The organism is Aquimarina mycalae (assembly GCF_029906345.1).
In the GTDB taxonomy this organism is placed as follows: Bacteria; Bacteroidota; Bacteroidia; order Flavobacteriales; family Flavobacteriaceae; genus Aquimarina.
Window position 1 is genome coordinate 886,242 of record NZ_JARYGY010000001.1, and the last position, 25,780, is coordinate 912,021.

At 34.9% G+C, this 25,780-nt stretch carries 22 protein-coding genes; 11 read left to right on the top strand and 11 right to left on the bottom strand.

All coding sequences use genetic code 11. The annotated features are described in order from the left end of the window. Positions 1–5: 5 nt before the first annotated feature. The 9 genes from rpsS to rpsL all read right to left on the bottom strand — a co-directional run bounded on the left by rpsS (position 6) and on the right by rpsL (position 6,143). Positions 6–284 carry a 30S ribosomal protein S19 gene (gene rpsS / locus QBK95_RS03955; RefSeq protein ID WP_027392549.1) on the bottom strand — a complete coding sequence of 93 codons (279 nt, stop codon included), beginning with the start codon at positions 282–284 and terminating at the stop codon, positions 6–8. A gap of 6 nt (positions 285–290) precedes the next feature. Beyond that, positions 291–1,115 (bottom strand): 50S ribosomal protein L2, encoded by an 825-nt coding sequence (gene rplB, locus QBK95_RS03960; RefSeq protein ID WP_280930784.1) that lies wholly within the window; start codon positions 1,113–1,115, stop codon positions 291–293. Positions 1,116–1,124: 9 nt separating this feature from the next. After that, positions 1,125–1,415: a 50S ribosomal protein L23 gene (rplW, locus tag QBK95_RS03965; protein ID WP_280930786.1), complete on the bottom strand. Its 291-nt coding sequence runs from the start codon at positions 1,413–1,415 to the stop codon at positions 1,125–1,127. A 5-nt stretch (positions 1,416–1,420) separates the two neighbouring features. Then, positions 1,421–2,050, bottom strand: coding sequence for a 50S ribosomal protein L4 (gene rplD, locus QBK95_RS03970; protein ID WP_280930788.1), 630 nt, complete (start codon positions 2,048–2,050; stop codon positions 1,421–1,423). After that, positions 2,050–2,667 (bottom strand): 50S ribosomal protein L3, encoded by a 618-nt coding sequence (gene rplC / locus QBK95_RS03975; RefSeq protein ID WP_280930790.1) that lies wholly within the window; start codon positions 2,665–2,667, stop codon positions 2,050–2,052. Before rplC ends, rplD begins: the two co-directional genes overlap by 1 nt. A 148-nt stretch (positions 2,668–2,815) precedes the next feature. After that, positions 2,816–3,121 carry a 30S ribosomal protein S10 gene (gene rpsJ / locus QBK95_RS03980; RefSeq protein WP_010181931.1) on the bottom strand — a complete coding sequence of 102 codons (306 nt, stop codon included), beginning with the start codon at positions 3,119–3,121 and terminating at the stop codon, positions 2,816–2,818. A 10-nt stretch (positions 3,122–3,131) separates the two neighbouring features. After that, positions 3,132–5,258 carry an elongation factor G gene (gene fusA, locus QBK95_RS03985; RefSeq protein WP_280930813.1) on the bottom strand — a complete coding sequence of 709 codons (2,127 nt, stop codon included), beginning with the start codon at positions 5,256–5,258 and terminating at the stop codon, positions 3,132–3,134. A 10-nt stretch (positions 5,259–5,268) separates the two neighbouring features. After that, positions 5,269–5,745 (bottom strand): 30S ribosomal protein S7, encoded by a 477-nt coding sequence (rpsG, locus tag QBK95_RS03990; RefSeq protein WP_280930815.1) that lies wholly within the window; start codon positions 5,743–5,745, stop codon positions 5,269–5,271. Positions 5,746–5,768: 23 nt separating this feature from the next. Continuing rightward, positions 5,769–6,143 (bottom strand): 30S ribosomal protein S12, encoded by a 375-nt coding sequence (gene rpsL, locus QBK95_RS03995; RefSeq protein ID WP_024770883.1) that lies wholly within the window; start codon positions 6,141–6,143, stop codon positions 5,769–5,771. A 350-nt stretch (positions 6,144–6,493) separates the two neighbouring features. Between rpsL and QBK95_RS04000 the strand changes: the two genes are divergently transcribed. The 10 genes from QBK95_RS04000 to rlmB all read left to right on the top strand — a co-directional run bounded on the left by QBK95_RS04000 (position 6,494) and on the right by rlmB (position 22,706). After that, on the top strand, positions 6,494–8,023 hold the full coding sequence (locus QBK95_RS04000; RefSeq protein ID WP_280930817.1) for a ShlB/FhaC/HecB family hemolysin secretion/activation protein: 1,530 nt from the start codon (positions 6,494–6,496) through the stop codon (positions 8,021–8,023). 145 nt (positions 8,024–8,168) lie between these two features. Further along, the gene (locus QBK95_RS04005) at positions 8,169–11,402 is read left to right on the top strand and encodes a SusC/RagA family TonB-linked outer membrane protein (RefSeq protein ID WP_280930819.1); all 3,234 of its coding nucleotides are present in this window, start codon (positions 8,169–8,171) and stop codon (positions 11,400–11,402) included. An 11-nt stretch (positions 11,403–11,413) separates the two neighbouring features. Next, entirely contained in the window at positions 11,414–13,090 is a 1,677-nt protein-coding gene (locus QBK95_RS04010; RefSeq protein ID WP_280930821.1) for a SusD/RagB family nutrient-binding outer membrane lipoprotein, read from the top strand. A 21-nt stretch (positions 13,091–13,111) separates the two neighbouring features. Next, the gene (locus QBK95_RS04015) at positions 13,112–14,011 is read left to right on the top strand and encodes a hypothetical protein (RefSeq protein ID WP_280930824.1); all 900 of its coding nucleotides are present in this window, start codon (positions 13,112–13,114) and stop codon (positions 14,009–14,011) included. A 102-nt stretch (positions 14,012–14,113) separates the two neighbouring features. Continuing rightward, positions 14,114–15,436, top strand: coding sequence for an arylsulfotransferase family protein (locus QBK95_RS04020; protein WP_280930826.1), 1,323 nt, complete (start codon positions 14,114–14,116; stop codon positions 15,434–15,436). A 107-nt stretch (positions 15,437–15,543) separates the two neighbouring features. Further along, positions 15,544–16,275, top strand: coding sequence for a hypothetical protein (locus QBK95_RS04025; protein ID WP_280930829.1), 732 nt, complete (start codon positions 15,544–15,546; stop codon positions 16,273–16,275). 207 nt (positions 16,276–16,482) lie between these two features. Continuing rightward, complete coding sequence (locus tag QBK95_RS04030) at positions 16,483–19,518, top strand: SusC/RagA family TonB-linked outer membrane protein (RefSeq protein ID WP_280930831.1); 3,036 nt, start codon at positions 16,483–16,485, stop codon at positions 19,516–19,518. 15 nt (positions 19,519–19,533) lie between these two features. Continuing rightward, positions 19,534–21,021 (top strand): RagB/SusD family nutrient uptake outer membrane protein, encoded by a 1,488-nt coding sequence (locus QBK95_RS04035; RefSeq protein ID WP_280930833.1) that lies wholly within the window; start codon positions 19,534–19,536, stop codon positions 21,019–21,021. Positions 21,022–21,036: 15 nt separating this feature from the next. After that, positions 21,037–21,888, top strand: coding sequence for a hypothetical protein (locus QBK95_RS04040; RefSeq protein ID WP_280930835.1), 852 nt, complete (start codon positions 21,037–21,039; stop codon positions 21,886–21,888). A gap of 83 nt (positions 21,889–21,971) precedes the next feature. Continuing rightward, positions 21,972–22,706 (top strand): 23S rRNA (guanosine(2251)-2'-O)-methyltransferase RlmB, encoded by a 735-nt coding sequence (gene rlmB, locus QBK95_RS04045; RefSeq protein WP_280930837.1) that lies wholly within the window; start codon positions 21,972–21,974, stop codon positions 22,704–22,706. Between the two features lie 9 nt (positions 22,707–22,715). Here rlmB and QBK95_RS04050 read toward each other — a convergent pair whose 3' ends face one another. After that, positions 22,716–23,447 (bottom strand): rhomboid family intramembrane serine protease, encoded by a 732-nt coding sequence (locus tag QBK95_RS04050; protein WP_280930839.1) that lies wholly within the window; start codon positions 23,445–23,447, stop codon positions 22,716–22,718. Positions 23,448–23,615: 168 nt separating this feature from the next. Between QBK95_RS04050 and QBK95_RS04055 the strand changes: the two genes are divergently transcribed. Then, positions 23,616–24,893: a replication-associated recombination protein A gene (locus QBK95_RS04055; RefSeq protein ID WP_280930840.1), complete on the top strand. Its 1,278-nt coding sequence runs from the start codon at positions 23,616–23,618 to the stop codon at positions 24,891–24,893. A 1-nt stretch (position 24,894) separates the two neighbouring features. On the opposite strand, the gene QBK95_RS04060 is transcribed toward QBK95_RS04055, so the two are convergent. After that, the gene (locus QBK95_RS04060; RefSeq protein ID WP_280930843.1) at positions 24,895–25,779 is read right to left on the bottom strand and encodes a hypothetical protein; all 885 of its coding nucleotides are present in this window, start codon (positions 25,777–25,779) and stop codon (positions 24,895–24,897) included. Position 25,780: the final 1 nt, after the last annotated feature.

Here is a 25,780-nt window from a genome sequence, read left to right on the forward strand (position 1 = left end):
TTAAATTATTTTTTACCTTTATTTTTAGCACCAGCGTGTCCTCTAAACGAACGTGTTGGTGAAAACTCTCCTAACTTATGACCTACCATGTTTTCTGTAATATATACAGGAACAAATTGGCGACCATTATGTACTGCAATTGTTTGCCCTACAAAATCAGGTGATATCATTGATGCTCTTGACCAAGTCTTTATCACAGTCTTTTTGTTAGCCTCTACATTAGCAGCTACTTTCTTCTCTAACTTATAGTGAATGTAAGGTCCTTTTTTTAATGAACGTGCCATATCTTATTATTTCTTTCTACGTTCTACAATATACTTATTACTCGCTTTAGTCTTAGAACGGGTTCTGTATCCTTTAGCAGGAAGACCTTTTCTAGAACGTGGATGACCTCCTGAAGAACGTCCTTCTCCACCACCCATTGGGTGATCAACTGGATTCATTGCTACAGGTCTAGTACGTGGACGACGACCTAACCATCTTCCTCTACCAGCTTTACCACCTACTACTAACTGATGATCACTATTAGACACAGCTCCAACAGTAGCCACACAGTTAACCAAAACTAATCTCACTTCTCCAGAAGGTAATTTTACCGTAGCAAACTTACCATCTCTAGCCATAAGCTGAGCAAACGAACCAGCACTACGCGCCATAACAGCACCTTGACCAGGACGTAATTCTATACAAGAAATGATTGTACCTAAAGGGATATCACTAAGTGGCATTGCATTTCCTATTTCAGGAGCAACGTTGTTTCCAGAAACAACATTTTGACCCACTTGTAGACCATTCTGAGCTATAATATAACGCTTCTCACCATCTTGATAGTTTAAAAGCGCAATAAAAGCAGTTCTGTTTGGATCGTATTCTATTGTTGCAACGGTAGCAGGAATTCCCTGCTTATCTCGTTTAAAATCAATAATACGATACCTTTTTTTATGACCACCACCTTTGTAGCGCATGGTCATTTTTCCTTGATTGTTTCTACCTCCAGATCTTTTTTTCGGAGCTAATAAACTCTTCTCCGGCTTATCAGTAGTAATGGCATCAAACCCATTAACTACTCTAAAACGCTGACCTGGGGTAATTGGTTTCAATTTTCTTACTGACATTTTTTAGTCTTAAAGATTACTATATAAATCAATTACATCACCTTCCGCCACCTGTACAATTGCTTTTTTAATTGCTTTTGTTTTACCAGTGACCATACCCGTTTTTGTATAACGAGTTTTGCGGTCTGGACGGACATTAATCGTACGAACTTTAGTAACAGATACTCCATAAGCAGCTTCCACTGCTTTTTTGATCTCTACCTTATTCGCTTTCTTTTCTACTACAAAACCATAGCGGTTATACACCTCACTATCAGCAGTAGCCTTTTCCGTAATAATAGGTTTTATTAAGATACTCATGGCTTCTATTTACTTAAATTCGTTTCAATTCCTTTCAAAGAACCTTCCAAAAGTATAACGTTATTCGCATTAAGTATCTTGTAAGTACTTAATTCTGAGGAAGTTATAACTTCTGAACTTTTCAAATTGCGTGACGACAAATATACATTTTTATTTGACTCACCCAACACAAATAAAGATTTTTTACCTTCTAGCCCTAAAGACTTTAAAACTGAGGTAAAATTCTTTGTCTTAATCGTGTCAAAAGTAAAGTCCTCAACTACTGTTATTGCCTTATCTCCAGCCTTAATACTAAGTGCTGATTTACGTGCTAATCTTTTTAAATTTTTGTTCAATTTAAAAGAATAATTACGTGGTCTAGGTCCAAAAATTCTACCTCCACCTCTAAACACAGGAGATTTAATACTACCTGCTCTAGCTGTACCAGTTCCTTTTTGTTTTTTAATCTTTCTTGTACTACCTACGATTTCTGCACGCTCCTTAGCTTTGTGAGTTCCTTGACGTTGGTTAGCCAAATACTGCTTTACATCTAAGTATACAGCGTGATCGTTTGGTTCTATACCAAAAACAGCATCAGAAAGGTCTACCTTTCTTCCTGTTTCTTTTCCGTTGATATCAATTACTGCTACCTTCATTACTTCTGAATCGTTACATAAGCGTTTTTATGTCCAGGAACACATCCTTTCACAACAAGTAAGTTCTTTTCAGTAACTACTTTTAACACTTTTAAGTTTTGAACTTTTACTTTATCTCCACCCATTCTTCCAGCCATACGCATTCCTTTGAATACTCTTGCAGGATAAGATGCAGCTCCAATAGAACCAGGAGCTCTTAAACGGTTATGTTGACCATGTGTCGCTTGTCCAACACCAGCAAAACCGTGTCTTTTTACTACCCCTTGAAAACCTTTTCCTTTAGAGGTTCCAGATACATCAACAAACTCTCCTTCTACGAAGTGCTCTACCGTTATCGTATCACCTAACTTGTACTCCTCATCAAAACCTTGGAATTCGACAACTTCACGTTTAGCAACAGTTCCTGCTTTCTTAAAGTGACCTAAAGCCGCTTTAGTAGCATTTTTGTCTGCTTTGTCATCGAAACCTAGCTGAATAGCTTCATAACCATCCACCTCTTCAGTTCTGACTTGGGTAACCACGCATGGTCCAGCTTCAATCACCGTACATGGAATATTCTTTCCATTTTCGTCGAAGATGCTGGTCATACCGATCTTTTTTCCTATTAACCCAGACATATTTATTAATTATTAATTAGTATTCTACTTATTGTTTTGCAAAAAAACAGGGTTAAAATACTTCAACCCTGAATGTATTTTTTTGCCGTTTTTCCCTTGCACGCAGCTTGGGACATTTATCGTAAGATTTTCTTACTTAGAAGTTTTATTAAACTTTAATCTCAACTTCTACTCCACTTGGTAATTCTAGCTTCATCAACGCATCAATCGTTTTTGAAGACGAGCTATAAATATCCAAAAGTCTTTTATAAGAACTTAATTGAAATTGCTCTCTAGATTTCTTATTAACGTGCGGAGAACGTAATACCGTAAAAATCTTCTTATGTGTTGGTAACGGAATTGGGCCAGTAACCACAGCTCCAGTACTCTTAACGGTCTTAACAATCTTCTCAGCAGACTTGTCTACCAAGTTATGATCGTAAGATTTTAGTTTTATTCTAATTTTTTGACTCATTTCTGTAAAATTAAGCGTTAACTCCTTTTGCTGCAGCAATTACTTCTTCTGAAATATTAGAAGGAGTTTCTGCATAGTGAGAAAATTCCATTGTAGATGTAGCTCTACCTGATGACAATGTTCTTAATGTAGTAACATATCCAAACATCTCAGAAAGTGGCACAGTAGCTTTCACAGTTTTAGCACCTGCTCTATCACCCATATCACTAACTTGACCTCTACGTCTGTTAAGATCACCTACGATATCACCCATATTTTCTTCTGGAGTAATAACTTCTAATTTCATAATAGGCTCCATTATCACAGCTTTAGCCGCTTTTGCAGAATTCTTAAATCCTAACTTAGCTGCTAATTCGAATGATAACTGATCAGAATCCACATCATGATAAGAACCATCTTTTAACGTAACCTTCATTGCATCAACCTCATATCCAGCTAAAGGTCCATTTACCATAGCCATCTTGAAACCTTTTTCTATTGAAGGAATAAATTCTTTAGGAACATTACCACCTTTAATTGTAGATTCAAACTGAAGACCAACCTGACCTTCGTCAGCAGGTTCTATTGTAAATACAATATCAGCAAACTTACCACGACCACCAGACTGCTTCTTATAAACCTCTCTGTGATCTGCCGCTTGAGTAATAGCCTCTTTGTACTCTACCTGTGGTTGACCTTGATTAACCTCTACTTTAAATTCACGCTTTAATCGATCTACAATCACGTCTAAGTGAAGTTCACCCATTCCAGAAATAATAGTCTGACCTGAAGCTTCATCTGAACGCACAGTAAACGTTGGATCTTCTTCTGCTAATTTAGCTAACCCCATACCTAATTTATCCACATCAGCTTTAGTCTTAGGCTCAACCGCGATACCAATTACTGGATCTGGAAAGTCCATAGACTCTAAAACTATAGGATGCTTTTCAGCTGTAAGTGTATCTCCTGTCTTGATAGATTTAAACCCAACAGCAGCTCCAATATCTCCAGCTTCTATATACTCAATAGCATTTTGCTTATTCGCATGCATTTGATAGATACGAGAAATACGTTCTTTTTTACCTGAACGATTGTTTAATACATAAGAACCCGCATCTAGACGACCTGAATACGCACGGAAAAACGCCAAACGCCCAACAAATGGATCCGTTGCAATCTTAAATGCTAAAGCAGCAAATGGCTCTTTTACATCAGGTTTACGAATTTCTTCTTGATCTGTATTAGGGTTTACTCCTACAATACCTTCTTTATCGGTTGGTGATGGCAAATAACGACATACCGCATCTAAAAGAAACTGTACTCCTTTATTTTTAAAAGCAGACCCACAAATCATAGGAATAATAGACATATCCATCACAGCAGCCCTAAGTGCAGCATGCACTTCTTCTTCTGTAATTGAATCCTCATCTTCCATAAATTTCTCAAGGAGATCTTCATCATACGCAGCAACTTCTTCAATAAGCTTACCACGTAGCATTTTTGCCTCTTCTTTTAAATCTTCAGGAATATCAACAACATCAAAAGTTGATCCCATTCCTTCTTCATGCCATACAATAGCACGATTCTTAACCAAATCAACAATTCCTTTAAAATCTTCTTCGTCACCAATATTTAAGACAATAGGCACTGCATTAGAACCTAACATATCTTTAACTTGCTGACAAACTTCCATAAAGTTAGATCCTTGACGGTCCATTTTATTTACAAATCCAATACGCGGAACTTTGTAATTATCGGCAAGCCTCCAGTTAGTTTCTGATTGTGGCTCAACACCATCTACAGCACTAAACAAGAACACTAGTCCATCAAGCACACGAAGAGAACGATTTACTTCAACCGTAAAATCAACGTGACCTGGAGTATCTATAATATTAAAATGATATCCTTTAGTATCCGCTACTGCTTGACCGTTTTCTGTTGGAAATTTCCATTCACAAGTTGTCGCAGCAGAAGTAATAGTAATACCTCTTTCCTGCTCTTGCTCCATCCAGTCCATTGTAGCTGCACCATCATGCACCTCACCAATCTTGTGACTAACACCCGTATAATATAAAATACGCTCTGTTGTCGTAGTTTTTCCTGCGTCAATATGCGCAGCAATTCCTATATTTCTAGTATATTTTAAATCTCTAGCCATTTCTTAATGATTAAAATCTAAAGTGTGAGAATGCTTTATTTGCTTCAGCCATCTTGTGAGTATCTACTCTCTTCTTAACCGCAGCTCCTTCTTCTTTTTCTGCAGCAATAATCTCTGCAGCAAGTTTTTGAGCCATAGATTTCTCATTTCTCTTACGAGAAAATTGAATCAACCACTTCATAGCGGTAGATATCTTTCTATCTGGTCTAATTGGGTTAGGAATCTGGAAGGTAGCCCCTCCAACACGACGACTTCTTACTTCTACGTGTGGCATTACATTAGATAATGCATCTTTCCACATTTCCAAAGCAGTTTTTTCTTCGTTTTGTTTTTTCTCGTCTACGATATCGATCGCATCATAGAAAATCTTGAAAGCAACCGATTTTTTTCCGTCCCACATCATCATGTTTACAAAACGAGTCACTAATTGATCGTTAAAACGTGGATCCGGCAAAATAGGTCTTTTTTTAGCCTTTCTTTTTCTCATGTCTTCTTCTTAAAGTTTTTTAATTACTTCTTAGGGCGTTTTGCACCATACTTAGATCTACGTTGTGTTCTTCCTTCTACACCTGCGGTGTCTAAGGCTCCACGAACAATGTGATATCTAACTCCTGGTAAATCTTTTACCCTTCCACCTCTAACTAATACTATCGAGTGCTCCTGTAGATTGTGACCTTCACCACCGATGTATGCGTTTACTTCTTTACCATTTGTTAACCTAACACGAGCTACTTTACGCATAGCTGAATTTGGTTTTTTTGGTGTAGTAGTATAAACACGCGTACAAACACCGCGGCGTTGCGGGCACGAATCCAAAGCAGCCGATTTACTCTTCTTAGTTATTTTGGCTCTACCTTTTCTTACTAATTGTGAAATTGTTGGCATAATTTGCTTTACACTATTTTTAAAATAATTTTTAAATTACCTCTTTTATGAGGGCTGCAAAGGTAGAAATATTTTTCAGCAATTCAAATCCTAACGCATTAATTTTCAAATACATTTAAAATCATATTATTTAACCGTAAGAAATCCCACTATTTTCCGTTATTTTGATATCATTAAAATCCAAGTTGAAAACATCTTTATTTTATTTATTTGTCCTTAATATATGTATACATTCTTTTTGCTATGCACAAAACCCCATTCTAACACTCTCTATTAAAGGAAAAGACTCCACAGAAACTTCTAGCATTGAAAGCCTTTTTTATCAAAAAAAGTTTGAAAACTTTTCTGATTTGCAAAAAGAAATTAAAACTGTTCAATCCAGCTTATTAAAGCTTGGATACCTTGACCTTACAAACATTGAAGTCAAAAGAACATCAGATTCAACAATCACAAGCTACTTAGAACTTAACACTAAGTACAACAATTTAACCATTGACTACAATAATCAATCAATTCCCAAAGAACTCCTTAAACCAATAGCAACCTCTGTAACAAATAGTCAATTCACAATTCCTTTTACAAAAACAGAAGAAACCCTACAATACCTAACCAACTACCTAGTTAACCAGGGAAACACCTTTAGTAATTTATCACTTATAGAAATTAAGAAAAAAGAAAGCAATGTTTTTGCAACCCTTATAAGTTCAAAAACCCAAACCAGAACAATTGACGATATCATCATTAAAGGCTATAGCAAATTCTCCCCTTCGTACCTGAAATATAATAGCAGAATAAAAAAAGGAGACGTGTTTACAAAAAAGAACATCCTAGACAAGTCCTTAACAATTGATAATCTAGGTTTTGCAAAAAACATAAAACCACCCGAAGTTTTATTCAACAAGGACTCCACAAAAGTATATTTATACTTAGAAAAAGTCAGTGCCAATACCTTTGATGGGTTTCTTGGGTTTTCAAGTGACACAGATTCTGGAAACCTTGAGCTAAATGGATATTTAAACCTAAACCTTATTAATAACCTAAACTTTGGTGAGCGACTCAATTTAACATACAAAAGTGACGGAAACGAACAACAACGATTTCAAGCCCAAATCTCATTACCATATATACTAAAGACACCAATAGGTATTGATGCTGGAATAAATATTTTCAAAAAAGATTCAAGTTTTCTTATTACAGAACAAAACATAAAGTTAAAATACCTTATTACTAACAGGAATAGTTTATCTGTAGGATACAAAGGCATTACATCAGATAACCTCCTAGACATACCACAACCCTCCTTAAACATAAACAACTACTCATCTTCATTCTATGGAGTCAGTTTTAATCACACAAAAAAACAGAACAACACTTTATTTCCAATAGAAAACCTATATGAAATCACTGCAGAATTTGGTTCTAGAAAAACAGAAACCGAAACTATTAACCAGATAAAGGGCAGCATTAATCTCAGACACACCTTTAAGCTCAATCAACGAAATTCTATTTTATTAAACAATTCTGCTGCTGCAATTTTCTCGGATAACTTATTTACAAATGAACTTTTTAGATTCGGAGGCATTAATTCTATCAGAGGTTTTGAAGAAAATAGTATCATCGCTTCCTTGTTCAATGTATTAAATACTGAATACCAATATATCCTATCTCAAAATCTTTACATACATTCCATCATTGATTACTCATATCTAGAAGATGAAAGCAACGATATCTCTGATAACCTAACTAGTTTTGGCTTTGGATTAGGCCTCAATACACAGGCAGGGTTATTTAGAATTATCTTTGCCAATGGAAAAAACAGTGATTCCAACTTTCAATTCTCAAACACTAAAGTCCACATCAGTTTAAACGCTAGGTTTTAATTGTTAAAAAAATGATTTTTTATCAAATTATACTAATTTAACTAATTAATCCTCAACGATTAACCATTTAATTGTCAATAAAGTTGTTTTATTAGATTCTTTTGCAGAATTTTGGAATTGGCTAATTCTAATAATTTAAACAATAATGAAATCACCAACAAAGCGAATTCTAATGCTTTTTCTAGCATTAGTCGCGCAAATTTCGTTTGCGCAAGAAAGTACCATAACTGGTAAAGTCACAGACGATCAAGGTTTACCCTTACCAGGCGTAAACATTGTCGTAAAAAACACAAACAACGGAACTCAAACTGATTTTGATGGAATTTATTCTATTGAATCATCTCAAGGAAGTGTACTTGTATTTAGTTACCTCGGTTTTTCTGACAAAGAAGTGACAGTAGGAAGTAGTACTACTATTAATGTACAACTAGAACCTTCGGCTGCTCAATTAGAAGAAGTTGTCGTAACAGCGCAAGGTATACGAAGAGAGAAAAAAGCTCTTGGATATGCAGTTAGTACTGTAAAAAGCGATGATCTTGAGCAAAAAGCCGATACGGATATCGGTAAAATACTTAGAGGTAAAGCCTCTGGTGTTAGAATTACTGGTACAGGAGGTGTTTCTGGATCAGGAGCGAATATTATCATTCGTGGTACATCTTCTATTACTGGTGGTAACCAACCTCTATTTGTAGTAGATGGTGTTCCTTTTGATGGATCTTCAGGAGGAGCTAATCAAGATGCATCATCGGGGAGTTTCCAATCAGGAAATGTTAGTAGTAGATTTGCTGATCTTGACCCTAATAATATTGAGAGTGTAAGTATCCTTAAAGGATTAAGTGCAACAGCATTATATGGTGGACAAGGAAGAAATGGGGTGATTTTAATCACTACCAAATCTGGAACCAGTGCTCGTAAGAAATTCGAATTCACTGTAAATCAGTCGGTTTTCCTTAACGACATTGTATTACCTGATTACCAAGACACTTGGGGTAATGGATTCCAAAATGTTTACGGAGCTTTCTTTAGTAACTGGGGAGCAAGGTTTGACAGTCAAGAAACAATCCCTAATGCCTTTAGAACTTCTATTAACAATAATTTTGATGGTATTGAACCATCTGTATTATTCCCAGATAGACCTGAATTAGATAATCCAAACGTAGTATACAGACCTTATGATAGTCAAAAAGCATTCTTTAAAACAGGTGTTATCTCTACTACTTCTATAAATGCATCTGGTTCTATAGGCGACAAAGGATCTATAAACGCTTCTTATGCACATACAAATGACGAAGGTTTCATCCCTAACAACTCCTTAACTAGAAATAATATTTCTTTTGGAGGAACATATAAGTTTGATAATAAATTTACTGTTTCTGGTAAATTCAATTATGCAAGAACCAACATTCAATCTCCTTTTACTGATGCATCTACTGGTAGTGATGTTGCTCTTTCTACAGCAGGTACTGGAGGTATTCAATCAATTTGGAACATATTATACCTTCCAAGAAGTGTTGATATCAACGATCCTTTCCAACACCCAGTAACAGGTGAGAGTTTATGGTATCGTGGTGGAAATGACAGAACAAACCCTAGATGGACTCTTAACAACACTAGAGATACTAATTCTACTGATAGACTTTTTAGTAATTTCAATGTTTCTTATGATCTAAAAGATTGGTTAAAATTAACTTACAGAGTAGGATTAGATAATCAAAACGTAAGAGCTCAACGTTCTATTAACAAGGGGTCTAAAGATGGTATACATCCTACAGGATATTTACAAGTTACGAATTCAAGATTCACGATTTGGGATCACTCTATATTAGCTGGTATCGACAAACAATTATCAGAAAACTTTAATCTTCAAGGAACAGTTGGAGGAACTTTTCAAAGTAGAATTGGAACTTCAGACGGTGTAGAAGGAAGAGATCAAATTATTTTTGGACTTCAAAACATTGGTAATTATGCGAATGCAAGTGGAATTATTGAAGGAACTCTTTTCCCTCTAAACACAGTTTCGTATCAAAGTTATTCTGAAGAAAACAATATAGCTGCATATGTATCTGCAACAGTTGGATTTAAAGACTATCTTTATTTGAATGCATCAGCAAGAAACGAGTGGACTTCTACTTTGGAAACTGCAAATAGATCACAATTCTCTCCAGGTGTTAGTGCTTCATTTATACCTACCTCTGCTTTTAAAGGAATAAAATCTCAGAATGGACTTAACTTCTTAAAGTTGAGAATGGGATATGGAACTTCTCCAGGTTTCCCTACTCCATATAACACAAGAAATGTATTATCACTTGTACCAAACGCATTTGCTGGTAACATCACAACAACTAGTGTTAATAATTTTCTTGCAAACCCTGATTTAAGACCAGAACTATCAAAAGAATTTGAAGCTGGTATTGATGCTCGTTTCTTTGATAATAGAATTGGTTTTGAAATCACTTACTATAACAGAGATACTGAAGATCAAATCATAGCAAGACCTCTTGCACCAGAAACAGGTTTCACATCTACTTTTACTAATGTAGGTAACGTTATCAATGAGGGTATAGAGATTACATATGATATCACTCCTGTAAGAACTGAAAATTTCAGATGGAATATCTCAGGAAGTTATACTAATAACCAAAGTGAAGTTAAAGGTCTTGATGAAGGAGAGCAGATATTATACGGTGGTATATTCGCAACTCCAGCTAATGCAGCAATTAACGGAGAGCAATTAGGAGTTATCGTTGGAACAAGAGTCCTAAGAGATGCTGACGGGAATTTCCTAATTGATGAAAATGGAGAATGGATTCAGGATCCAACAAACGGAATCATAGGTGATCCAAATCCTAAATGGTTTATGACTATTAACAATGGTATTAAATGGAAAAACGTTTCCTTTAATATGCAATGGGAATACCAACAAGGAGGAGACATATATGCTACTACAGTAGGAGCACTTGTAGGAAGAGGTTTAGTTGAGGATACTGATTTTGATAGAACTCAAGGAATTATCTTACCTGGAATTAGACAATCAACAGGGCAACCAAATGATATTCAGATTACATCTACTGAAGCTTATTTTAATAATATAGGTTTTGGTTTGGATGAGCAATTAATTTATGATGCTTCACACGTAAGGTTAAGAGAAGCTTCTCTTAGCTATAGTTTATCTGACAAATGGTTAAAAAACACTCCTTTCGGATCTGTTTCTTTAACTTTAGCTGGTCAAAACTTATTTGTAAAAGCATTTAATGTACCATCTAGTGTTAATTACGATCCTGAACTTAATAGTTTAGGAGTAGGAAATTCTCAAGGGTTTGATTATTTAACCTCTTGGAATTCGAGAAGATATGGTATGAGCGTTAAATTAACATTCTAAAAAAATTAAAAATGAAAAAAATCAAAAATAATATCATATGGTTGTTCGCGATGATGATTGTTATATCGTCGTGTGAAACCACTGAATTGGATCTTTTAAGTGATCCTAATGCCCCAGTTCCTGAAGCTATTGATGTAAACTTTACATTAAATAGCATTGAATTAAATTTTTCAGAATTCTTCGAAAGTGTAACATCCGCAGGAGCAGATGCTGTTCGACTAGAATATATGTTCGATACATATGAGGCAAATTTTAATAACACAAATGCTGATTTATCAGGAGCATGGACTACTGCATATGCAGGTATATTAAAAGACGTTGACGCCGTAACTCGTTTATCTGAAGAAGGTGGTGATTTCTATGTTCAAGCAGGAATCGCCAAAATAATTAGAGCATACACTCTAATGACATTAGTTGATTATTTTGGCCCAGTACCTTTATCAGAAGCTTTACAAGGAGAAACTGGAGTTGTTTTTCCTAATACAGATGCTCCAGAAGATGTATATGCAGCAGCATTACAAGATCTTAATGACGCATTGGCGGATTTTGCTTTAACTACACTTAATCCTCCAACTACTGATCTACTTTATGGTACAGACACCGCTAAGTGGACAAAATTGGTTAATACGTTAAAATTAAAGTACTACCTTAATACAAGATTAATAAATCAAGCAGAAGCTGCCACTGAAATTCAAACTCTTATTACTGAGGATAATTTCATTTCAAGTAGTGATGATAACTTTTTATGGAGAGCTGTTAGTAGTAACCTGCCTCAGAGTAGACATCAATATTATATAGATGAATATCTTGCTGCGAGTACAGGAGATTATATTTCTAATTACCTAATGTGGACACTTACTGTAGAAAAAGGTATTGATGACCCAAGGTTACGTTATTATGTATATCGTCAGGTTGATGCTTTCCCTACTGATCCTGCTACATTAGATAATGAAATTGATTGTTGGAATGATCCTAGACCAGCTTCTTATGGTCCTATTGATATGATTTCTGCGGCACCATTACCATTCTGTTCATTATTTGGCAGAGGAGATGGATATTGGGGTAGAGATCATGCAGAAGCTGATGGAATACCACCAGACAATTCAAAAAGAGCAACTTACGGAGTATATCCTGCAGGAGGAAAATTTGATGATGATGATGCTGAAGATATTGACCCAGGAGATGGTCTTGATGGAGCTGGTATATGGCCGATCATGACAGATTCTTTTGTTGCCTTTATGCGAGCAGAAGCTGCACTTTATTTAGGCACAACAGATGATGCCAGAATGATGTTAGAAACTGGAATAAGAGCTTCTATTGCTAATGTTACTGGATTTTTACCAAACCCTGGTGATTTCACAAATATTCCAACTGCAACAGATATTGACGATTATGTAACTGCAGCACTTGCTTTATATGATGCAGCAGCATCTGACGATGAGCGTATGAATGTTATAGGAAAAGAATACTGGATCTCGTTGTTTGGTAATGGAGTTGAAGCATACAACCTATACAGACGTACAGGAGCACCTAACAACCTACAACCAACACTTTTAGGAACTGGAAGTTTCCCAAGATCTTTCTTATATCCTAATGTAGTAGTGGATAGAAATCCAAACATCCAACAAAAAGCAGATTTGACCGTTCAAACTTTTTGGGATAATAACCCAGCTGGTTTTATTCAATAATTAACGTATTAAAACAGAAAGATGAAAAATTTTAAATATAAATCACTATTAATAATGGCCTTTTCCGCGTTGGTAATGTGGAATTGTTCTGATGACGATAAGCTCCCTGTAGATTTTGATGAACTTCAAGTTAGTGGCGGTGCTTTTGCTACTGAAATTGGTTCAGAAGGACTGACTAACATCAATAAGCTAGATCCAGGCACTTCTACCTTTTCTAAAAGCTACCAATTAATCACTCCAAATGGAGGTACTGATATCTCTAGAATAGATGTTTATGTTAGCTACACAGGTTTAAATGCATCTGCAGATGAAGCTCTTTTAACTACAATTAATTCAGATAGCTTCACAAATACAGGAGAATATCCAGAAGTTTTAGTTTCTATAAATGGAGCGGATATCCTAAGTGCTTTAGGTGTATCTCCTACAGTTTTAGAAGGAGGAGACACATTTGACTTTAGGTTAGCTGTAACCAATCCTAATGGAACTTTCACTGATGTAAGTGCAAATTTTGACAATCAATCTGCAGATCACACATTTGCCGCTACAGTTGTTTGTGAACTTCCTGAAGTTCCTGCTGGTGACTGGATCGTTCAGATGGGAGACAGCTACGGTGATGGATGGCAAACAACCTCTGGAAATGGAGGACCTGGAATCACTATAACATTAAATGATGGAACAGTTCTAGAAGTTGGACTTTGTACACCTTACGAAGCTAACTCATTCCCTTGTGTAAATGAATCAAGCGCTGGATCGGATACAGTTACAATACCTCCTGGTACTACATCTGCTGAATGGTTTTTCCCTGGAGATTTTTGGGGTGAAATTTCTTTCACAATACAAGCACCAAGTGGTAACGTTGTAGCATCGTATACTCCAGGATCTCCAGCAGGTCCAATTCCGTTAAACTTATGTAACGAATAATATTTGTTTTTCACAATTTATACTAAAAGGCTGCCCTGTGGCAGCCTTTTTTTTAAAAAAACTATTAGCTTTCGGCTCTATTATTATGTCTAAAAAAAACTTATGAAAAAGATATCTTTATTCCATATTGTCGTTTGTTTTATTTTACTCTTTCAGACGGCTTGTTCTAGTGATGATAACTCAATAGGTTCTTCTACAGATCCAGGAGACGGAAACTCCGACGACAACCAAAACCCTCCTCTAGAAACAGCAGGAACAATAGACACCTATATCCCTACATTAACCGATGATAGTTATTTACTAGTTAATGATGCTGCTTCCGATAGAGTGTATTTGATGAATAAAGAAAAAGCTGAAATTATTCACGAATGGACATTATCTGGAAAACTAGGAAATGATGCAGAACTATTAGATGATGGCACATTACTAACCTTACTAGAAGCCGATGATCCTCAGTTTAGTTTTGGGGGCTTTGGTGGACTTGTAAAAATTATCAACCCAGACAACTCGACTAAATGGGAATATCCTTATGCAACGGAAGAACATCTTTCTCACCATGATGTAGAAATGCTTCCAAATGGAAACATTTTATTTCTAGCATGGATAAAAAAAACATCTGAAGAAGCAGAACAAGCAGGTTATTCTGTTTCGAACATTCTATATCCCGAAGCTCTTATTGAAGTGAATCCAACAACAGATGAAATTGTTTGGGAATGGCATGCTTGGGATCATCTAATACAAGAACATGATTCAACTAAAGATAATTTTGGCGTTGTTTCAGACAACCCTCAATTAATAAACATTAACTACAATTCAATCGATAACGGTGATATAATGCACGCCAACGGTATTGATTATGACGAAGAAAATGACATCATTTACATTAGTGTTAATTTTTACAGCGAAGTATGGGTAATTGATCATAGCACAACAACAGAACAAGCAAGCTCACATATCGGAGGTCAACATAACAAAGGAGGTGATTTATTATACAGGTTCGGAAACCCCACCGCTTACAACAATACCCAGGGAACAAGATTGTTTCACAATAATCATTTCCCTAATCTCTTAGAAGGAAATGAAATTGGCAAAGACAATGTTTTAATTTTCATGAACGGGAACAACAATTCTCAATCTATTGTTTATGAGTTCAAAATTCCAAATCCACTAGTACTAAATCCAAACGCAAATAATGAACCCGAAACAGTTTGGAGTTTTCAAGATCCAGATTTATACTCTGGAAAGGTTTCTGGAGCAATTCGATTACCTAATGGAAATACACTTATTACTGAAGGTGACAATGGTTATTGGGAAGTAACAAATAATGGCGAATTAGCTTGGAAGTTTTCTGGAGACGGATTTTATTGGAGAGGATATTCGTATCCCAAGAACTCTACAGCAATCTCTGGGCTTGATCTTCCGTAATTTATAACACCAACTACTTCTTAAACTATTTTTTAAGCTATGAAAACCTAAATGTCTTTTGAATTTATAATTTAAGATTAAACATATTAACTCTAAAACACAATCGAATGAAAACAAATATCACAACATTACTGATCATCTTCATATTGTTACCATCGATAAAAACAAATGCTCAAGATGAACCAACAATGAGCGGAGTTATTAGACAATATCAAAGTACTTTATTAGCCTTTCAAAAAATAAAAAGATTATTAAAGGATGAAAAAAAAGATAATTCTATAGATTTCGAAAGCATCAAAGGAAGCCCATATCTAAATGAAAAGTTCTCTTTAGGAAAATTATACATATACGATTCATTAATAGACAACAATTTATTCAGGTATAACATTTACTCAGATGAAATTGAAGTTACCGAGAATAATCAACTATACGGACTCTATAAAGTTAAGGGGATGAAACTAATGCTAGATAATCAAACATTAGTTCTGAAAAATTATCAGGAAAACTCAAAATCTAAAAACAAATCATATTTCATTGTATTATCAGAAGGTAAAAACATAAGTCTATATAAAAGAAAAAAATGTAAGCTTACTCCTGCCCAAAAAGCTACTACTCCCAATCAAATGGATCGTGCTGCTAAGTTCAATATTTATGAAGATTACTATATTAAAAAAGAAAACGACGAACATCTATATAAGATAAGCACTAAAGAAAGAAATATCTTAAAGATAATGCAAGACAAAAAAGAAATAGTTAAAAATTATATAGATAAACACAATATTAATTTAAAAAATGAAAAAAAATTAACAGAGTTATTCACTTTTTACAACTCTCTCTAATAGTTAGTTTTACCCCTATTATTTTTGCTTGAAAACCAGAAAAGTAAAAATGAAATATCTCCTGAACCCAAGTACTACAACGTTATAGTTACCTTTCACAATTTATTAACATGACTAAAACAATAATTTAAATTTTAATAGTAAAAAGTTGTTTTATAAAGATATTATTATCATTTTTGACGCTGGCTAATTCAAATAAATCGTAAAATGAGAACAAAGTTTAGTGGAATTTTAACGCTATTTCTAGCGTTGATTGTGCAAATTACTTTTGCACAAGAAAAAACAATCTCAGGTAATGTAACCGATGACAAAGGTTTACCGCTTCCAGGGGTTAATATAGTTGTGAAAAACACAGCTAATGGTACACAAACAGATTTTGATGGTAACTATTCTATCAAAGCAAACAGAGGTGCTATCCTAACTTTTACCTATGTTGGTTTCCAATCACAAGAGAAAGCAATTGGTGACAGTAACACAATTAATGTTCAACTTGCAGCATCAGCTTCAGAGTTAGAGGAAGTAGTAATTGAAGCATATAGAACTTCGACTAAAGCTACATCCAATATTTCTGCAGTTACAATTACTGCTCAATCGGTTGAAGCAAGACCAAACGCTTCGGCTATTCAAACATTACAAGGTCAGGTTTCTGGTCTTAATATTACAACCAATACAGGTCAACCAGGTGGTAATAGTACAATAAACCTTCGTGGGGTTACTTCTATTAACGGTAACTCAGAGCCTTTATTTATTATAGATGGTGCTCCTGTAGATGAAGACAACTTTCGTAGTTTAAACCCTAATGACATTTCATCTGTATCTGTATTAAAGGATGCTGGTGCAACTGCTATTTATGGAAATAGAGGTGCAAATGGTGTTATTATTATCAAAACTAAGCAAGGTGGTTATAATTCAAAACTAAAAGTAAGCTACTTAGGAATTACTAGTTTTTCTAGCTTACAGAGTAATGATTATGACTTGAAAAATTCTCAAGAACAGTTATTATTAGAGAGAGAATTAGGTAGAGGTCTTGGTTCTACTTTGACTGATGCTGAAATCGCTGCTTTTTCTACAACAAATTGGGATGAAGTATTTTTTGACACAGGTATTACTCAAAACCATACCTTATCATTTACAAGTGGTGGTGAAAACTTAAGCTCTTTTACTTCTTTTGGATATTATGACCAAGAAGGAGTTCTAAATCAAAGTGGACTTAAAAGATTTAACTTAAGAAGTAACGTTAATGGTAAATCAGATAATGATAAATTTACCTATGGTACTAATCTTACAGTTAACTACTCAGAAAATGAAGAACCAAATAGTATTGGTTCTGGTGCTGTAAACAGAAACTACGTTTTAGGTGCATATCAGTCGGTTCCTTATTTATCTCCTGCTGATTATACTCCTGGAGCTGGAGGGGTTATTCCTGTTGTTTTAACAAACACTCCATTATTCTTATTAGACAGATTAGATACTTTTGAAAGAAGAGAAGACGAGATTAAGATTGTAGCAAGTGCTAATGCGAGTTACAAAATTACTGATGACATCACAGTAAATACTGTGTTTAGTGGTGACTTCACTGATGAGCAAAGATTAAGAGCGGAATTTCCAACATCTTTTAATGCAATATTATTTGCTCAAACTGGAAACAATACTCCAGGATTTCAAGAACAACAATCAATAAGAACATTTTCATTTAATGCATTGACTAATGTGAACTATCGTAAGACGTTTGCTGAAAAACACACATTAGACGTTACATTATTTACTGAATATTTCAAAGCACATTTAAGAACTTTTGGATATAGAGAAGAAGGATTAGATCCTGCAACTTTCTCTCCAGGAGATGGTTCTGGATTTATTGGTGATAATGCAGCTAACGATTTCTTCGTAGATGTTGCCAACGCTAATATCCTAAATGCTGGTTTATTCTCTTATTTCGGTCAATTAGATTATGATTTCGATCAGAAATATGGTGTAACAGGTGTATTAAGAAGAGATGCTTCTTATCGTTTCTCTGAAAGTAATAGATGGGGTACTTTCTGGTCTGTTGCTGCAAGATGGAATATTAGTGCAGAAAACTTTATGCAAGATTCTGTTTTTGACTTATTAAAACTTAGAGCTTCTTATGGTATTACAGGTAACCAAAGAATTTTAGATAACGTTGCTGGTCCACAAGCTTATTTTAGTGCTCCAGATTTAACTCGAGATCTTTTCGCAACTGGAACTGGTTATGGAGGTTTAAACTCTCTTTTCTTAAGTCAAATAGGTAACAACACACTAAAGTGGGAAACCGTAACTCAACTTAACGTTGGATTGGATTTCGAAGTTATGGAAAGAAGACTTAGAGGTTCTTTTGACTACTATGACAGAGAAACAGATGAGTTATTCCAAAACAGACCTATATCTGCGATCAATGGTGCTACAAACTTAAATGCCAATACTGGTTCTCTTAAGAATTCAGGTTTTGACCTTAGTTTAAACTATGATCTTATCAGAGGTGGTTCTGATGGTTTCAACCTTCTTTTAAAAGTTGTAGGTAATTACAACAAACAAGAAATTCTAGAGCTTCCTACAGATGATGGAGTAGTATTTAATGGTGGTCTTACTGGACTTAGAGAAGGTGGAGTTATCAATGAATATTTTGTATACCGATATGCTGGAGTAAATCCTGCTAATGGTGAGTTATTATTCTTAGATGTTAATGGAAACTTAACTGAAAACCCAAGTCCTGATACGGATAGAGTATGGTTAGATGCTAACATCTTCCCTGATTATCAAGGAAGTTTTGGATTTGACGCTGATTATAAAGGATTCTATTTAACTGCTCAATTTAACTATACTATCGGTGTAGAGCGATTTGATTTTGACTTACAAGGTTTTGAAGATCCTAGTGCAGTTGGTAACTTTAGATCATCAAGAACATTAGATAGAGCTTGGACTCCTGATAACCGTGTTACAGATATTCCTTCTTTAACAGCTAGTAATAGAGCTTTAGATTCAAATTCTGATAGATATTTAAGAGATTCTGATTATATCAGATTAAGATTTGCTAGTCTTGGATATAGTTTCCCATCTAAATTCTTAAAGAACACTGGATTTACAACGGTTAAAGCTTTTGTAAATGGTGAAAACTTATTTACACTTTCTGAGTGGGAAGGATTTGATGCAGAAAGTTTAAACTCTACTGCTAACCGTTATCCAACTCCAAGAATAATTTCTGTTGGATTTGAATTTGGATTTTAATAAAAAAAATAAAAGATGAAAATTATAAATAAATTTTTCCTTCTATTTGTATTTGCCTCACTTATTACATCTTGTAATGACGCAATAGAAATAGATCAACCTGGACGTTTAGGAGCAGATCAAGCTTTCCGAAGTGTATCTGATTTACAGCTAGGTTTATTAGGTGCTTATGGAAACCTAGACAGCACCCATGAAATATTGTTTAATGCAGTATTTACTGATGAAATTGCACTTGGTTTAACAAATGGAGGTCAAGGTTTAACAGATGGTAGCTATGGGTTCATTCTTAATTCTACTAGTACTGCTCCAACTAATATTTGGACTACTAATTATGCTGTATTAAACTCAGTAAACAGAGTAATAGCTGCAGCTGCTGCAATTACTCCTGAAGCTGGAGAAGAAGATCAATACAATGATATTCTTGGACAGTGTTATGCTTTAAGAGCTTATGCACACTTTACTTTACTATCTTACTATAGTACGGATTATACAGATGATAGTGCTTTAGCTGTAATTCTTCTTGATTTTGTACCAGAAGTTAGTCAAAGCTTACCAAGAAATACAAATGGTGAGATATTTACTTCTATAATATCTGATTTGGATCTTGCCGCTGGTTTAATTGACCCTGCTGGAGCTGACCCACTTTTCTTTACAGTTGATGGTACTATTGCATTAAGAGCGAGAGTTGCTTTATATAGAGGTCAATATGCTACTGCAGGAACTTTAGCTGCTGATTTATTGACAAGATACCCTATTGCAGATCAAGGACAGTTCTTTAATATGTGGGATGACGCCGATACTACTGAGCAAATATTCTCTATTGATAGAGCTATTGCTGATAACTTCGATAATCAAGGTACCAACGGTGGTGGATGGGCAGGAAGTCTTTTTGCTAACGTAGATCCTACAATTAGTGGAGCTCCTTTTTTCGAAATGGGTAGAGCGGTTTTCAACCTATATGATGCAGCAGATATCAGACGTGCACGTTTTGTAGGACCAGATGCTTTGATCAACCCTGGTTATGCAACAGATCCTCTTAGACAAAGTACAGATGTACTAAACTTCTTTATATATCCTGGATCAGGAGGGCAACCTTTACTTAATGACTTAAAAGTGTTCAGATCAGCAGAGATGTTATTTATTCAGGCTGAGTCATTAGCTGATGCTGGTGATTTAGTAGGAGCTGCAACACTTATTCAGCAGTTAAGAACTGCTAGATTAGGAGCTGCACAACCACTTCCAGTTTATGCTAATGAAACAGAAGCGTTTGGAGCTATTCTAGATGAAAGAAGACAGGAACTTGTTGCACAAGGACACCGTTACTTAGATCTTAAGCGTATTGGAGCTAGAGGTAACAGAGAAGTATTAAGAGAGCCTACTGACTGTGCTGTTAATGGAGCTTGTTCTTTACCAGTCTCTGACTTCCGTTTTACTCTTCCAATTCCGCAGGTTGAGCTAAATGCCAATGTGGTAATTAGAGATCAGCAAAATCCTGGATACTAATAAAAAAAAAGAATTATGAAAAAATATATTTCAAAAATTGTTTTAATCGCCTCAGTTGCATTTTTTGCTTCTTGTGACAAAGGTGGTGAGCCAGTTATTTTTGATGGAAATAATGGTCAAACATTAGTAGCTTTCCGTGCTAGTTCTGCTAGCCTTCCGGTAACTATTAATGAAACTGGTTCAGTAGACATCACTTTAGATGTTTCTACTAAATCTACATCAGATAGAACTTATTCAGTAACAATTGATACTGATTTAACTGATGCAGATGCAGCTACGTATAGCTTCAATTCTAGTATTACAGTTCCTGCTGGAGAATACAATGGTACACTAACTATTGATGGAACTGATAACGGTGTTGAGATCGAAGGTAAGGATTTAGTACTTACTATTGATGAAGGAAGTGGATTTATCATTGGCGGTAATAATGCCGTAACCGTTGATATCTTTGAGGTTTGCCCTATTCCTGATGGAGCGTTTACTGGCGCATATACTGTTACATCTTTATCAGGAGGTGTTTTTGGTGCTGGTGTATTTGGTCCTAGTGGAGGAACAGTTACATTGGCAGTTGGCGCAACTGCAACTCAAAGAACATTTTCTGCAGATTACATCGCGGATGCTGGTTTCGGATCGTTCCCTACTGATTTCGTAATGAATTTAGTATGTAATGATGTATTAATCGAATTCGTTGATACTGGAGTTGGTTGTGGAGGAAATACTGTTAACCTAAGTGTAGGTTCTGGTTCTCCTGCTTCTAACTATGACGCAAATGATGACTCTTCTTTTATAGTTACTGTTACGGATAACGTAGAGTCTGACTGTGGAGCTGGACCAATACAAGTATCTCATAGATTTGACAAGCAGTAATAACTGCTTAATTCTTATAAAATTCCTTAAACATCCCGATGAAATTTCATCGGGATGTTTTTTTATATATATCTTTGCGGACTATGAAAAACGAATCTCAAATCTTTGGCATCAGGTCAGTTATAGAAGCTATTAACTCGGAAAAAAATATAGATAAACTTTTTATCCAAAAAGGTTTACAAGGTGAGCTTGCGAAAGAATTAATGGATTTGGTAAAAACTAATAGCATTAGTTTTTCTTATGTCCCTATTGAAAAACTAAACAGGCTTACACGCAAAAACCACCAAGGTGTTGTTGCACAAACTTCTCCTATTGAATTTTATAATCTTGAGAACCTCGTATTACAAGTTATTGAGTCTGGTAAAACTCCGTTATTCTTAATTTTAGATCAATTATCCGATGTCCGTAATTTTGGTGCTATTATAAGAACTGCTGAGTGTACTGGTGTACACGGAATTATAATTCAAAAAAAAGGTGGCGCTCCAGTAAGCGCTGATACTGTAAAAACATCAGCTGGAGCAATATTTAAGATTCCTATTTGTAAAGTGGATCACATTAAAGACGCTATGTATTATTTACAAGCTTCAGGAGTACAAATAATTGCAGCAACAGAAAAAGCATCCTCTCCTATTTATGACATTGATTTAAAAACACCTACTGCTATTGTTATGGGTAGTGAAGGCAAAGGAATTTCTAACTCTGTATTAAAATTAGCGGATCACTTGGCTAAATTACCTATGTACGGAGAGATAGGTTCTCTAAACGTTTCGGTAGCCTGTGGAGTATTTCTATATGAGTCTATAAGGCAAAGGTTATAATTTAGTAAATCAAGATTCGCCTTTCTTTGATTCAGGTTCTTGCTTATACTCGTAGATTATTTCTATATCTTCTTCTGGTAATTTTTCTATAAAATTACCATTTTCATCAAAATGTTTTAAGAATTCATCCTCACTATCATCATAATCTGGCGATTCCCAATGATAAGTTTTTGGTTTAGCAATTCCTTTTTTAATAAAAAAAGCAAGTAAAACACCAACTATTAATCCAGATAAATGACCTTCCCAAGAAATCTTAGGATCAACAGGTAACGTATACCATATCATACTTCCGTATATAAAAACGACAATAAATGATAATGCTATTAATCTAAAATGCTTAGCTAATATTCCTTTAAAAAAAAGAAAACCAAAAAGCATATAGATCACTCCACTTGCTCCAATATGGTTTGCTGGCCTACCCAATATCCAAGTTAACATTCCTGTAAGAAAAACTCCTAATAACAACACCTTCCAAGCGTTATTGGGATAAAAGAAGAATAGTGACATTGATAATATTAGTAACGGCAAAGTGTTATGCCATAGATGAGATAAATCTCCATGGATAAAAGGAGAGAATATTACTCCCCGAAGCCCCGTTAATGTTCTGGGATATACACCTAAATGATTAAAATCAAAACCAAAACGTACTTCAAACCAAAAAACTATCCATATAGCCAACACAAACAGCAATGGATATCCAATAACTCCTGTACTAAACCTAAAATGATCATTTTTATTCATAATTACATATTGATAATCAAAAAATCCTCCAAAAAAGAAAATCCCGCAAAATTGTCAGTATATTAATTATTTTATACTTTAAGATATTAATATAAAACCTAATCCAATCTACAATAAAACTTATGTTTACCATATATCGACTAAGGACTCTTTAGTAAATTTGTAATTATGAATAAACCACTTGCAGAGCGAATACGTCCAAAATCGTTAGAAGAATACTTAAGTCAAGAGCATTTAATTGGAAACAATGGTTCTTTAACACAACAAATTAAAAAAGGAATTATTCCTTCTTTAATACTTTGGGGACCTCCTGGAGTAGGTAAAACAACATTAGCTAATATTATAGCCAATGAATCTGACAGACCATTTTACACATTAAGTGCTATTAACAGTGGTGTAAAAGATGTCAGGGAGGTCATAGATAAAGCCAAACAAAGTGGCGGGTTATTTACTTCTAAAAATCCTATTTTGTTTATTGATGAAATTCATCGTTTCAGCAAATCTCAACAAGACTCTTTATTAGGCGCTGTGGAAAAAGGTTGGATCACATTAATAGGAGCAACCACAGAAAATCCAAGTTTTGAGGTAATACCAGCTCTACTATCTCGATGCCAAGTCTATGTGTTAAACCCCTTTGGAAAACAGGAGCTAGAAGCTCTACTAGATAGAGCAATGCAAGAAGACGAATATTTATTATCTAAAAGCATTAACCTCAAAGAAACAGAGGCTTTACTTCGATTGAGTGGCGGAGATGCCAGAAAATTATTAAATATTTTCGAGTTGATAGTTTCTAGTCAAGATCAGGATTCCATTATAATCACCAATGATCTTGTGCAAAAATTAGTGCAACAGAATACCGTAAGATATGATAAAACAGGAGAACAACATTATGATATCATTTCGGCATTTATTAAATCTGTTCGTGGTAGTGATCCTAATGCAGCAGTATACTGGCTAGCGCGAATGATAGAAGGAGGTGAAGATCTAAAATTCTTAGCTCGTCGAATGATTATACTGGCATCAGAAGATATTGGAAACGCCAATCCTACTGCTCTAATTATGGCAAACAATACCTTTCAAGCGGTTACAACTATAGGGTATCCTGAAGCCAGAATTATTTTAAGTCAATGTGCAGTATATCTCGCTACATCTCCAAAAAGTAACGCCTCTTACATGGCTATCAATAAAGCCCAACAACTTGTACGACAAACTGGAGATCTCTCTGTACCATTGCATATCAGAAATGCTCCTACTAAATTAATGAAAGAACTAGGGTATGGAGAAGATTATAAATATGCCCATGATCATAAAGAAAATTTTATCCCTCAAGAATTTCTACCTGAGACTATAGAGAACACAAAACTTTATGAACCTGGAAACAATCAACGCGAAAATTCATTACGAACTTTTCTTAAATCTCGTTGGGGAGAGAAATATGGATATTAAATTATTGTCTGGCAAAAGTATCAGTGATCAATTTATTAGTAGCAGGATTAATTCTTTCTAAAATAAAGTTTCCGTAACTATCAAAATAACCATTTCCACTTAAATCACCAGCTTTAATTATATAGCTATTATCCCTATTAGATGTAAACACTTTACCTATTGAAACGGATTTTTCATTGTTTTTTTGCAACAATTCATAGCCATACTCCTGTCTTTTAAAAACAAATATTTTATCATTAAAAGTATATAAAGTCATTTTTTCAGAAGACACAACCTGTTCTGGTGTTTCAGTAGTTATAACAGGTGCAGCTTCTTTGGCTTTTTCTTGAACTAATGGTTTATTAGTTTTAGCAATTGGCTCCAACGGTTTTGTAATCGTTTCGGGTTGCTTAACAACCACTTTTTCTTCTGTTACTTTTTCTTCTGTTACTTTTTCAACGTCCTGTTTAGAATTATATACATAACCTAAACCCTGTATGTCCATAAAGGCATCCCTAAGTGCTTCGTGATACGCTTTTTTATAATCCTTCTCTTTACTTTTACCTTCTTTTGAAGTAAAAACTACTATTCCATTACAGTTTTTGAGTTCGATAGCAAGTCTTGTTAAAAAAAGCCCAGAGTTTTTCTTAACATCTGCTCTTAGTCCCAGACAACCATTTGCTTTAAGATCTTCTGGTAACTCTTCATTATTAACAAAAGCTTTAAAGCCATATTTATTAAACAGAAACTTCGATAGAGAATTTAGTTGATATGCATCATTCTCCGAAAAAAAACTATATCCCTCAGGAACAATTACATACTTATAATCATTCACAGTCTTCTGACTGTATAAGTTTATGGTTGAAAAAACAATAAGCCCAAAAAATAAAACACGTTTTAAATTCATC